Genomic DNA, 11,827 nt, shown 5'->3' with positions numbered 1-11,827 from the left:
GCCCTCCCGCACGCGACCCGGGCCGCGGCGCTCGCCGTGGCCCTCCGCCCGCTCGCTCCGTCCGCCCGTCCCGGTCCGCGCGGCGCGCCGGCGTTCCGCGCCCGGCCCTGCGGCGCGGACCTCGGGGCGCGGCGGGCCCGGGGAGGCGTGCCGACGAGGTAGCGGCCAGCCGTTTCCGCGGGTTAGACTCCGCCGCGATGGACGCGATCCGCGTCGGGGCCCTCCTCGACGACAAGAAGTTCGACCTCCGGCTCACCCTCGTCGCGGGCAAGCAAGGGCTCTCGCGCCGCATCAGCTCCGCCCGGATCCAGAAGCCCGGGCTCGTGCTGGCCGGCTTCACCGAGAACCTCCACCGCGAGCGGGTCCAGGTGTTCGGCAACACCGAGATGAGCTACCTGCAGACGCTGCCGCGCGAGCGCGCGGTGGACGTCCTGCGGAGCTTCTTCTCCGCCGACATCGCCTGCCTCGTCGTGACGAAGGGGCTCGAGGTGCCGCCCGAGATGGCGGCCGCGGCCGACGAGTCCGGGGTGCCGCTCCTGCGCACGACGCACCTCAGCTCGACCTTCATCGAGGGCGTCCAGAACTACCTCGAGGACATCCTCACCGCGCAGACCTCGATGCACGGGGTGCTGCTCGACGTCTTCGGCGTCGGCATCCTGCTCCTCGGCAAGTCGGGCATCGGCAAGAGCGAGATCGCGCTCGACCTCGTCATGCGCGGCCACCGCCTCGTCGCGGACGACATCGTCGACGTGAAGCGGCGTACGCCCGACTCCGTCTACGGCGCCGGCTCCGAGATCATCAAGCACCACATGGAGATCCGCGGGCTCGGGATCATCAACATCAAGGATCTCTTCGGCGTCGCGTCCATCCGCGAGCGGAAGAAGATCGAGATCGTCCTCGAGCTCGTGGAGTGGGATCCCAGCGTGGAGTACGACCGCCTGGGCGTCGAGGAGAAGAAGTTCCGCATCCTCGACGTGGAGATCCCGATGCTCATCGTCCCGGTCCGTCCGGGCCGCAACATGACCACCATCGTCGAGGTCGCGGCGCGCAACCACCTCCTGAAGCTCCAGGGCCACCACTCGGCCCGGGAGTTCCAGGAGCGGCTGAACCGCGCGATCGCGCTCGCCCCCGGCGGGCGAGTCGGGGAGCTGGACGTCGAATGATCGAGAACGCGAACCACGGCGCGGCGGAGGTCGTGATCCTCACCGGCGTGTCCGGCTCGGGGAAGTCCACCGCGCTCCGCGCGCTCGAGGACGCCGGCTTCTACTGCGTCGACAACCTGCCCATCCTGTTCCTCGAGAAGCTGCTCGAGCTCTCGGGCCACACCGCCGGCGAGGTGTCGCGCCTCGCGCTCGTCGTCGACGCGCGCGAGGGGCGCTTCCTCGCCGACGCCCCGCGCGTCATCCAGGAGATCCGCCAGCAGGGGGCGGACGTCGAGGTGCTGTTCCTCGACGCCTCCGACGAGTCCCTCGTGCGCCGCTACTCGGAGACGCGGCGGCGCCACCCGCTCGCCGGCGAGACCGGCACCGTCCCCGACGGCATCGCCGCCGAGCGCCGCGCCCTCGCCGCGCTGAAGGCGATCGCCGACGAGGTGATCGACACGACGACGCTGAACGTCCACGAGCTGAAGCGGCTCGTCACCCGGCGCTTCGGGTCCTCGGAGGGCGCCCGGCTCGGCGTCACGGTGGTTTCGTTCGGGTTCCGCTTCGGCCTGCCCACCCACGCCGACCTCGTGCTCGACGTGCGGTTCCTCCCGAACCCCTACTTCATCCCCGAGCTGAAGTCGCACCCGGGCACGGACCCGCGCGTGGCGAGCTTCGTGCTCGGCCAGGCCGACGCGAAGGCCTTCCTCGAGCGCACCGTCGACCTGCTCGGCTTCCTGCTCCCGCGCTACCGCGCCGAGGGGAAGAGCTACCTCACGATCGCGATCGGCTGCACCGGCGGAAAGCACCGCTCGGTGGCGCTCGCCGGCGCGCTCTCGGAGCGGCTGGAGGCGGGCGGCCAGCCGGTCCGGCTGTGGCACCGGGACGTGGAGAAGGAGTAGGGCGCCGGCACCGCTGGCCCCCGGGGGCGCGCGAGGCTATGGTACGCCCGCGCCGGGGGAGGAGCATCCTGATGGTCGGTCTCGTCGTCGCCACGCACGGCAATCTCGCGCAGGAGCTGCTCCGCACCGCGGAGGGCATCGTCGGTCGCCTCGAGCAGTCCGAGGCGGTGAGCATCGGCGCGGGCTCGTCCATGGAGGACTGCCGCGCCCGCCTGGGCGAGGCCGTGAAGCGCGTGGACGCAGGCGAGGGCGTGCTCGTCCTCACCGACATGTTCGGCGGCACCCCGGCGAACCTCGCGCTCACCTTCCTCGACGAGAAGCTCGAGGTGGTCACCGGCGTGAACCTCCCCATGGTGCTGAAGCTCGCCACTGCCCGGGCGGAGAGCCTCGGCCTCCACGCCACCGCCGAGCTCCTCACCGGCTACGGCCAGAAGAACATCACGCTCGCGTCCGAGCTCCTGCGCACCCGGGCACGCACGAGCCGTTCGTCGTGAATCGCGCAGCCCGCGCAGCCGTCTCTACCCCGTGATCTCCCTCGTCCGCGTCGACAACCGGCTCCTCCACGGCCAGGTGCTCGAGACCTGGCTCCCTCGCCTGGGGGTGAAGGAAGTGGTCGTGGCGGACGACGAGGCCGCGTCGAGCGTGCTCGCCCGCGCGGCGATGACCCTGTGCGTCCCGCCCGAGCTGCCGGTGCGGATCGAGCCGCTGCGGGCGATCGACTTCGGGGCGCTCGCGGAGTCCGACCGGCCCGTGCTCGTGCTCGTGCGCGACGTCGCCCAGCTCGCCGAGGCCCGCGCCGCCGGCCTCACGCCGGCGCGGGCGCGGCTCCTCAACGTGGGCAACGTGCACTTCGGCCCGGGGCGCAGGGCCGTCACGCCCTCGGTTTTCCTGTCGGAGGACGAGATCCGGACGCTGCGCGAGCTGGCCGCGGCGGGCTTCGAGGTGGAAGCCCGCTCGGTGCCCACCGAAGCCCCCGCGGGGATCGACGAGATCGAACGCCGGTACGCCGCGGCCCGTTAGGTTACACTGCTTGGGCTTGTCCTACCTCGTCCTAGGGGTCGTCGCGGGCCTCGCCGCGATCGAGCGCAAAGGCTTTCTGCAGGCCATGCTCTCGCGGCCCATCGCGCTCGCGCCGATGACCGGCTGGGCGCTCGGCGATCCGCACGGCGGTCTCCTCGTCGCCCCACCGCTCGAGCTGCTCTGGCTCGGCGCGGTGAACCTCGGCGCGGCGTTGCCGGTGCACGAGGCGCTCGGCACGGTGGCCATCACGGGCGGCGCGGTCCTCGCCGGGCGCGCGCTCGGCGTGGGCGTCTCGCCGGAGGTGGCGATCCTGGCCGTGCTGCTCTGCGCGCCGCTCGCCCACCTCGGGCGCGTCGCGGACCGCTTCGTCGAGCTCTGGAACGATCGGCTGGCGGTGCGCGCCGAGGCCGCCCTCGCGGGGGGCGATGCGCGCGCCGCGGTGCGCTGGAACCTCCACGGGCTCGTGGCCCCGTTCGCCGTCGCCGCGCTCCTCGCGCCCGCCGGCGCCGCCCTCGCCGCGGTGGTGATCCCCGCGTTCCTGCGCGCGGTGCCCGGCGCGACCGGACCGCTCAGGCTCGGCTTCTTCGCCTTCGCGGCGCTCGCCGCCGCCTCGGGCGCGAAGGCGCTCCGCGCGCGCGAGGCGCCGCGCTTCTTCTACGGCGCCCTGGGCGGCGCGCTCGCGGCGGGGCTGCTCATCGGGGGGGTCCTGTCGTGAGCCCGGCCCGCGTCCCCCCCAGGACGCTCGCCCGCGTGTTCTGGCGTTGCCTGTTCCTCCAGGCCGCCTGGAACCGGCGCGGCATGCAGAACCTCGGCTTCGCCTACGCGATCGAGCCGGCGCTCGCCGCCCTCTATCCGGAGCCCGGGCGGCGGCGCGAGGCGCTCGAGCGCCACCTCCAGTTCTTCAACTGCCATCCGTTCATGGCCGCCGCCATCGTGGGCGGCGCGATCCACCACGAGGAGCGGGTCGCCGCCGGCGAGGAGCCGCCCGGCGCCGCCATCCGCTACAAGACCACGCTGCAGGGGCCGCTCGCGGCGCTCGGCGACGGCTTCTTCTGGACGGCGCTCCGCCCGTTCTGCGGCGCGCTCGGCGCCGCCGGCGCGCTCGTCGTCGGCGTCCCCGCCATCGTGGCGGCCGTCCTCCTCTACAACGTCATCCACCTCTCCCTGCGCCTCGGGCTGTTCCGCGCCGCCTACCGCGGCGGAGACGCCGTCGTCCCGGTGATCGCGCGGCTCGGGCTGCCCCTCGCGGCCGACCGCCTGCGCGCCGCCGGCGTCGCCCTGTGCGGCGTCGCGGCGGCCATCGTCGTCCTCCGCGGCGCGGGCGCGGCGGGGGCCGCGGCCGGGATCGTCGCGGCGCTCGTGGCCGGGACCGGCTACGCCGCGCTCGCCCGCGGCGCGCGCCTCCTCCCCACCGCCTACGTCGCCGCCCTCGCGGGCATCGCGGTGGCGGTGGCGGGCCACCTCCACTGGAGCAGCTAGCCGCATGCCGAGGCACGAGCGCACCTTCGTCATCGTCAACTCGCTGGGGCTCCACGCCCGCGCCGCGGCGCAGCTCGTCCAGACGGCGAACCGCTTCCGCTCCGAGATCCACGTCGAGAAGGACGGGATGCAGGTGAACGGGAAGAGCATCATGGGCGTGCTCACGCTCGCGGCCGCGAAGGGCTCCTCCATCGTCGTGCTCGTGGAGGGAGAGGACGCCGACTCGGCGATGACCGCGCTCGCGAAGGTGATCGAGAACGGGTTCGGAGAGAAATGACGCCGGCCTCCGCCTCCATCCTCGTCGGCATCGCCGCGTCCCCCGGGATCGCGATCGGGCGCTGCTGGCCGGTGGACCGGCGGCGGGTGCGCGCGCCGAAGCGGCGGCTCGCCCCGGAGGAGGTGGAGAGCGAGCTCGCCCGGCTGCGCACCGCGCTCGAGATCTCGGATCTGCAGCTCGCGGAGGTGCGCGAGAAGGTGGAGCGGGCGCAGGGGGCGCAGGGCGGCGCCGAGCACACCGCCATCATCGACATGCACCGGATGATGCTGAAGGACGAGATGCTCGTCCTCGAGGCGCAGCGGCTCATCCGGGAGGACCGCATCAACGCGGAGTGGGCGGTGAAGCGGGCCGTCCGCAAGATCAAGAGCGCCTTCCACGAGCTGGCGGACGAGTACTTCAAGGAGCGCCGCGCCGACGTGGACTACGTCGGCGAGCGCGTCATCAAGAACCTCCTCGGCCAGGCGCCCGACGTGGAGGAGCCGCCGCCCGAGGGCGCGATCATCGTCGCGCACGACCTCTCGCCGGCCGACACCGCGCTCCTGCTCCACGAGCGCAAGGTCGCCGCGTTCGTGACCGACACCGGCGCGAAGACCTCGCACACCGCCATCGTCGCGCGCGCCCTCGAGGTGCCGGCGGTGGTGGGGGTGGGGCGCATCACCACGCTCGCCAGCCGCGGCGACTGGATCGCCGTCGACGGCAGCCGCGGCGTGGTGGTGATCAACCCGTCCCCCGGCGACCGCGTCGAGTACGAGGTCGCGCGGGAGCGGTTCCTCGAGGCGGAGCAGGTGCTGCTCCGCACGCGCGATCTCCCCGCCCGCACGCTCGACGACGTCACCGTGCGGCTCGCCGGCAACATCGAGTTCGTCGAGGAGGTCCCGAGCCTCGTGGCGCACGGCGGCGAGGCGGTGGGGCTCTACCGCACCGAGTTCCTGTTCCTCGGCCGCCACGACCTCCCCGGCGAGGGCGAGCAGTATCAGAGCTACCGCCGCGTCCTCGAGGCGCTCGCGCCGAAGCCGGTGACGATCCGCACCTTCGACCTCGGCGGCGACAAGCTGCCGGTGGGGATGCGCGTGCCGGCGGAGAACCCCGCGCTCGGCCTGCGGGCGATCCGCTACTGCCTGCGCCAGCCGGAGATGTTCCGCATCCAGCTGCGCGCCCTCCTGCGCGCCTCGGTGCACGGGAACCTCCGCATCATGTTCCCCATGATCTCGGGGGTCGCCGAGCTGCGCGCCGCGCGCCGGCTCCTCGGCGAGGTGCGCGAGGAGCTGCGCCGCGAGGGCGTGGCGGTGCGCGACGACGTGCCGGTGGGGATCATGATCGAGCTGCCCTCCGCGGCGCTCATCGCCGACCGGCTCGCCAACGAGTGCGACTTTTTCTCCATCGGCACGAACGACCTCATCCAGTACGCGCTCGGGATCGACCGCCAGAACAAGGACGTCGCCTACCTGTACAAGCCGCTCCACCTCGCGGTGCTGCGGATGCTGAAGCAGATCTGCGACGCGGCGCAGGCGGTGGGGATCCCGGTCTCGATGTGCGGCGAGATGGCAGGCGAGCCGACCAACGCGCTCGTGCTCATCGGCCTGGGCGTCTCCGAGCTGTCGATGAACGGCTCCGCCATCCCGCTCGTGAAGCGCGTGATCCGCGCCGCGCGCGCCGAGGACGGTCGCGCCCTCGTCGAGCGGCTCCTCTCGTTCACGACCGCCGACGACATCGAGCGCGAGGTGCGCACCGAGATGCTCCGCCGCTTCCCGGAGCTGCTCGAGGCCGAGCCGGCGCTCGGCCCCGTGTCAGGGTAGGGGAAGGACCCCTCGCCCGTCCGCCCGGCGGCACGATCGCGCGCTCCGAAAGCGCGTCCGCAGAGCCGCAAGACGCGCGCGGTGGAGGACCGTCCGTCATATTGACAGGGTCCGCCCCCGCCGCGTACCTTCGCCACCCCCACGCCCACCGGAGAACCCGTCCGATGCCGCACACCGACTACCTCTTCACCTCCGAGTCCGTCACCGAGGGCCATCCCGACAAGATGGCGGACCAGATCTCGGACGCGGTCCTCGACGCGGTGCTCGCGCAGGACAAGAAGGGGCGCGTCGCCTGCGAGACGCTCCTCAAGACCGGCTACGTGATGATCGCGGGCGAGATCACGACGAGCGCCCGCATCGAGTACCCGAAGCTCGCGCGCGAGGTCGTGAAGCGCATCGGCTACGTCTCCGGGGAGATGGGCTTCGACGGCAACACCTGCGGCGTGCTGGTCGCGGTGGACCAGCAGTCGCCCGACATCGGCCAGGGCGTCGACGTCGGCGGCGCGGGCGACCAGGGCATGATGTTCGGCTACGCCTGCGACGAGACGGCGGAGCTCATGCCGGCGCCCATCCAGTACGCGCACGCCGTGACGCGCCAGCTCGCCAAGTCGCGCCGCGCCGGGCTCGACTTCCTCCGCCCCGACGGCAAGAGCCAGGTGACGGTCGAGTACCGCAGCGGCAAGGTCGCGCGCATCGACACGGTGGTGGTCTCGACGCAGCACGCGGAGAGCGTCTCGAACCGCAAGCTCCACGCCGCCATCCGCGAGGAGGTCATCGCGAAGGCGCTGCCGAAGAAGCTCGTCGACAAGAAGACCAAGATCTTCATCAACCCCACCGGCCGCTTCGTGATCGGCGGGCCCATGGGCGACACGGGCGTCACCGGCCGCAAGATCATCGTGGACACCTACGGCGGCATGGGCCGCCACGGCGGCGGCGCCTTCAGCGGCAAGGATCCGTCGAAGGTGGATCGCTCCGCCGCGTACATGGGCCGCCACATCGCGAAGAACGTCGTCGCGGCCGGGCTCGCGCGCCGCTGCGAGGTGCAGGTCGCCTACGCCATCGGCGTCGCCGAGCCCGTCTCGGTGATGGTCGAGACGTTCGGCACCGCCCTCGTCCCGGAGGAGCGCATCGCCCAGGCCGTCCGCGAGGTGTTCGGCCTCACGCCCAAGCAGATCATCGAGGGCCTCGACCTCCTGCGGCCGATCTACGAGAAGACCGCCGCCTACGGCCACTTCGGCCGGACCGAGAAGGAGTTCAGCTGGGAGCGCACCGACAAGAAGGACGCGCTCCGCGACGCCGCCGGCGGCAAGGTCCGCGCGGTCGCCGGCGCCTGAACGGATCTTGCGGGGGCTGCGCCCCCGCCCCGACGACGGCTGGCCGCCGTCCTCGGGGCCCCACCCCTGCTCGCCGGGTACGTGCGCCGCCGCGTGGCGGCTGCGCCGCGAACGCGGCAGCGCCCGGGCGGGCTCGCTGCGCTCGCCGGAATTCGGCCGACGCCCGCCCGCGCCGTCGCCTCCTCGAGGGCCCGCACCCGGAAACGGGGCGGGCCCTCTTCCTTCGTGGGGCGACGGGGCGTCCTTGACCGCCGCGGGGTCCGCGCCATATATCCGTCCATCCGGATGGAACGATGACCGTTGCCGCCCCCGCCCGTCCCCCCGCGGACGCCCTCCTCGGCTGGATGGAGGGGCTCGCCGATCCCACCCGGCTCAGGCTCCTGCACGCCCTCGAGCGCAAGGAGCTCTCGGTCCTCGAGCTCTGCGAGGTGCTGGCGCTGCCCCAGTCCACCGTCTCCCGCCACCTCAAGGTCCTCTCCGGCCAGGGCTGGCTCGTGAGCCGACGGCAGGGGACCCAGAGCCTCTACGGGTTCGCAGAGGACGTCGCGCCGGGCGCCCGCCGGCTCTGGCTCCTCGCCCGCGCGGAGAGCGAGGGCTGGCCGGCGGTGAGGCAGGACGCCGGACGGCTGCAGGCGGTCCGGGCCCGCCGGGACGGCGCCGAGCGCTTCTTCGCGGGCGCGGCGGCGGCGTGGGACAAGCTCCGCGCCGAGGTGTACGGCCCGGGCGTCGCGCGCGAGGCGCTCCTCGCGCTCCTGCCCGCCTCCTGGACGGTCGCCGATCTCGGCTGCGGCACCGGCGCGCTCGCGGCCGACCTCGCGCCGCGCGTGCGCCAGGTGCTCGCGGTCGACCAGTCCGGCGCGATGCTCCGCGCCGCGCGCCGTCGCTGCGCCGCGCTGCCCAACGTCGAGCTGCACGAGGCGCGGCTCGAGGCCCTGCCCATCGCCGACGGGCGCTGCGACGCCGCGCTGCTCGTGCTCGTCCTCGCCTATCTCGACGACCCCGCGCCCGCGCTCCGCGAGGCGGCCCGCGTGCTCGCCCCGGGCGGCCGGCTCGTCGTCGTGGACGCCGCCCGCCACGCCGACGCCGCGCTCCGCCGCCGGATGGGCCAGGTCCGCCCCGGCTTCGCGCCGGAGGAGCTGGAGGCGCTCCTCGCCGCCGCCGGCCTCGCCGCCGTGCGCGTCCGCGCCCTCCCGCCCGAGCCCGGCGCCCGCGGGCCCGGCCTCGTCGTCGCGACGGCCGAGCGCGCCGCGCGCCGCCGCTGACCGAAGATCTTCACGACCCACTACACGAAGCCACGAGCAAGGAGAGCACCATGGCCGTCCCCGCCGCCCGGAAGAAGCAGCTGAAGCCGCCCGCCGCGCCCGTCGAGCACCGCGTGAAGGACCTCGCGCTCGCCGACTGGGGCCGCAAGGAGATCGAGCTCGCCGAGAAGGAGATGCCCGGCCTCATGGCGGTGCGGCGCGAGTACGCGCGCAAGAAGCCGCTCGCCGGCCAGCGCATCACCGGCTCGCTGCACATGACCATCCAGACCGCGGTGCTCATCGAGACGCTCGCGGAGCTCGGCGCCGAGGTGCGCTGGGCGAGCTGCAACATCTTCTCGACCCAGGATCACGCCGCCGCGGCGGTGGTGGTCGGGCGCGGCGGCAGCCCGGAGGCGCCGCGCGGCGTGCCGGTCTTCGCCTGGAAGGGCGAGACGCTCGAGGAGTACTGGGACTGCACCGAGCGGGCCCTCGACTTCGGCGCCGGCAAGGGGCCGACGCAGATCGTGGACGACGGCGGCGACGCGACGCTCCTCATCCACAAGGGCTTCGAGTTCGAGCAGGCCGGCAAGGTGCCGCGCGGCTCCGCCAGCGACTCCGAGGAGTACGCCGTCGTCCTGAAGCTCCTCGCCCGCGAGCTGAAGAAGGACCCGCAGCGCTGGACCCGCGTCGCGAAGGACTGCGCGGGCGTGACGGAGGAGACGACCACCGGCGTGCACCGGCTCTACGAGATGCAGAAGGCGGGCACGCTCCTCTTCCCCGCCATCAACGTGAACGACTCGGTGACGAAGTCCAAGTTCGACAACCTCTACGGCTGCCGCCACTCGCTCGTGGACGGGCTCAACCGCGCGGCCGACGTGATGCTCGCCGGCAAGCTCTGCGTGGTGTGCGGCTACGGCGACGTGGGCAAGGGCTGCGCGCAGGCGCTCCGCGGCCAGGGCGCGCGGGTGGTGGTGACCGAGGTCGATCCCATCAACGCGCTGCAGGCGTCGATGGAGGGCTACCAGGTCGTGCGCGTCGAGGACGTGGTGAAGGAGGCGGACGTGTTCGTGACCGCCACCGGCAACCTCGACGTCATCACCGTCGAGCACCTGAAGCAGATGAAGGACTGCGCGATCGTCGGCAACATCGGCCACTTCGACAACGAGATCGACATCGCGGGGCTGAAGAAGGTGCCGGGCGTGGAGAAGGTGAACATCAAGCCGCAGTACGACGCCTTCGTGTTCCCCGACGGCCACCGCGTGCTCGTCCTCGCCGAGGGCCGGCTCCTCAACCTCGGCTGCGCGACCGGCCACCCCTCGTTCGTGATGTCGAACTCCTTCACGAACCAGACGCTCGCCCAGCTCGAGCTCGCCACGAACCGGGCGGCCTACGAGAAGAAGGTCTACGTGCTCCCGAAGCACCTCGACGAGAAGGTCGCGGCGCTGCACCTCGAGCAGATCGGCGCGAAGCTCACCAGGCTCACGAAGAAGCAGGCGAGCTACCTCGGCGTGCCGCCGAACGGCCCGTTCAAGCCCGATCACTATCGTTACTAGCTCCAGCGCGGGGGCTCGCGGCCGCCACGGTCGCGAGCCCCGCCAGGTCGACGCCGCGAGCGGGGCGGCTCCGGTGGAAGGGCCCCGCGGGCGGGAAGTCCGCGCGTTGATGATCCGGGGACTGTGGACTAGGGTTCGGTCCGCGCATGAGCCTCCTCGCCGCCGTCTTCCTCGGGATCCTCCAGGCCGCGACCGAGTTCCTCCCGGTCTCGTCCACCGCCCACCTGCTCGTGTTCGGCGAGCTGCTCGGTCACGACCTCGCCGATCCGCGCTTCCGCGCGTTCGCCACCATCATCCAGACGGGCACCACCCTCGCGGTGCTCGTGTACTTCCGCACCGAGATCTACGCGCTCGCGGTGGCGGGCCTGCGCTCGCTCGCCCGGCGCCGGCCGCTCGAGACGCCACAGTCGCGCCTCGCCTGGTTCATCGTGCTCGGCACGATCCCCGCGGCCGTGCTGGGCAAGCTGTTCGAGAAGCGCATCGAGGCGCTCGGGAACTGGGTCATCGCCGGCTCGCTCGTCGCGCTCGGGCTCGTGCTCCTCGCCGCGGAGCGGTACGCGCGCCACCTGCGCCACGTCGAGGACGTGCGCGCCGTGGACGCGGTGCTCATCGGCGTCGGCCAGGCGCTGGCGCTCGTCCCGGGCAGCTCGCGCTCCGGCACGACCATCACCACCGGCATGCTGCTCGGCTTCACGCGCGAGGCGGCGGCGCGCTTCAGCTTCCTCCTCTCGGTGCCGATCATCCTCGGCGCGGGGGCCTACAAGCTGTGGAAGACCGTGCCGGTGCTGCGCGGCGAGCCGGGCTGGGCCCTCGCCACGCTCGTCGGCACGGCGGTGTCCGCGGTCGCGGGCTACCTCGTCATCGACTGGCTCCTCGGCTGGCTGCGCACCCGCACCACCCACGTGTTCGTGGTCTGGCGGATCGCCGCCGGCGTCGCGCTCGCGATCCTCATCTGGCAGGGCGTGCTCCCGGCCGGCGAGCACCCGGCGCCGCCCGCGCCGGCGACCGCCGCGGCCCACGCAGGAGCCGCGCCGGCGCCGCTCGGCGCCGCGCTCCGCCGATGAGCCTCGCGGCGCTGCGGAC

At 73.2% G+C, this 11,827-nt stretch carries 12 protein-coding genes; all 12 read left to right on the top strand.

The features are described from left to right. Nucleotides 1-197 precede the first annotated feature (197 nt). The 12 genes from hprK to MNZ39_RS21100 all read left to right on the top strand — a co-directional run bounded on the left by hprK (nt 198) and on the right by MNZ39_RS21100 (nt 11,808). Nucleotides 198-1,163, top strand: coding sequence for an HPr(Ser) kinase/phosphatase (gene hprK / locus MNZ39_RS21155; protein ID WP_242341085.1), 966 nt, complete (start codon nt 198-200; stop codon nt 1,161-1,163). Next, complete coding sequence (rapZ, locus tag MNZ39_RS21150) at nt 1,160-2,044, top strand: RNase adapter RapZ (RefSeq protein ID WP_242341084.1); 885 nt, start codon at nt 1,160-1,162, stop codon at nt 2,042-2,044. Before hprK ends, rapZ begins: the two co-directional genes overlap by 4 nt. Before the next feature lie 71 nt (nt 2,045-2,115). Further along, nucleotides 2,116-2,538, top strand: a complete 423-nt coding sequence (locus tag MNZ39_RS21145) for a PTS sugar transporter subunit IIA (RefSeq protein ID WP_242341083.1) — start codon at nt 2,116-2,118, stop codon at nt 2,536-2,538. 31 nt (nt 2,539-2,569) lie between these two features. Then, nucleotides 2,570-3,064, top strand: a complete 495-nt coding sequence (locus tag MNZ39_RS21140) for a PTS sugar transporter subunit IIB (protein WP_242341082.1) — start codon at nt 2,570-2,572, stop codon at nt 3,062-3,064. A 10-nt stretch (nt 3,065-3,074) separates the two neighbouring features. Continuing rightward, nucleotides 3,075-3,779, top strand: a complete 705-nt coding sequence (locus MNZ39_RS21135; protein WP_242341081.1) for a PTS sugar transporter subunit IIC — start codon at nt 3,075-3,077, stop codon at nt 3,777-3,779. After that, nucleotides 3,776-4,543 carry a PTS system mannose/fructose/sorbose family transporter subunit IID gene (locus MNZ39_RS21130; RefSeq protein ID WP_242341080.1) on the top strand — a complete coding sequence of 256 codons (768 nt, stop codon included), beginning with the start codon at nt 3,776-3,778 and terminating at the stop codon, nt 4,541-4,543. The genes MNZ39_RS21135 and MNZ39_RS21130 overlap by 4 nt, the downstream gene beginning before the upstream one ends. Nucleotides 4,544-4,547: 4 nt before the next feature. Further along, nucleotides 4,548-4,820, top strand: a complete 273-nt coding sequence (locus MNZ39_RS21125; RefSeq protein ID WP_242341079.1) for an HPr family phosphocarrier protein — start codon at nt 4,548-4,550, stop codon at nt 4,818-4,820. Next, nucleotides 4,817-6,616 (top strand): phosphoenolpyruvate--protein phosphotransferase, encoded by a 1,800-nt coding sequence (ptsP, locus tag MNZ39_RS21120; protein WP_242341078.1) that lies wholly within the window; start codon nt 4,817-4,819, stop codon nt 6,614-6,616. Before MNZ39_RS21125 ends, ptsP begins: the two co-directional genes overlap by 4 nt. Nucleotides 6,617-6,780: 164 nt before the next feature. Beyond that, nucleotides 6,781-7,950: a methionine adenosyltransferase gene (gene metK, locus MNZ39_RS21115; protein WP_242341077.1), complete on the top strand. Its 1,170-nt coding sequence runs from the start codon at nt 6,781-6,783 to the stop codon at nt 7,948-7,950. A 293-nt stretch (nt 7,951-8,243) separates the two neighbouring features. Further along, nucleotides 8,244-9,212 carry a metalloregulator ArsR/SmtB family transcription factor gene (locus tag MNZ39_RS21110; RefSeq protein WP_242341076.1) on the top strand — a complete coding sequence of 323 codons (969 nt, stop codon included), beginning with the start codon at nt 8,244-8,246 and terminating at the stop codon, nt 9,210-9,212. Between the two features lie 50 nt (nt 9,213-9,262). Further along, nucleotides 9,263-10,744 (top strand): adenosylhomocysteinase, encoded by a 1,482-nt coding sequence (gene ahcY, locus MNZ39_RS21105; protein WP_242341075.1) that lies wholly within the window; start codon nt 9,263-9,265, stop codon nt 10,742-10,744. Nucleotides 10,745-10,890: 146 nt separating this feature from the next. Then, on the top strand, nt 10,891-11,808 hold the full coding sequence (locus tag MNZ39_RS21100; protein ID WP_242341074.1) for an undecaprenyl-diphosphate phosphatase: 918 nt from the start codon (nt 10,891-10,893) through the stop codon (nt 11,806-11,808). Nucleotides 11,809-11,827: the final 19 nt, after the last annotated feature.

It is taken from the genome of Anaeromyxobacter sp. SG66 (genome assembly GCF_022690805.1).
GTDB lineage: Bacteria > Myxococcota > Myxococcia > Myxococcales > Anaeromyxobacteraceae > Anaeromyxobacter > Anaeromyxobacter soli.
The sequence above is the reverse complement of the archived record's forward strand: the minus strand, read 5'-3'. Positions and strand labels throughout refer to the sequence as shown.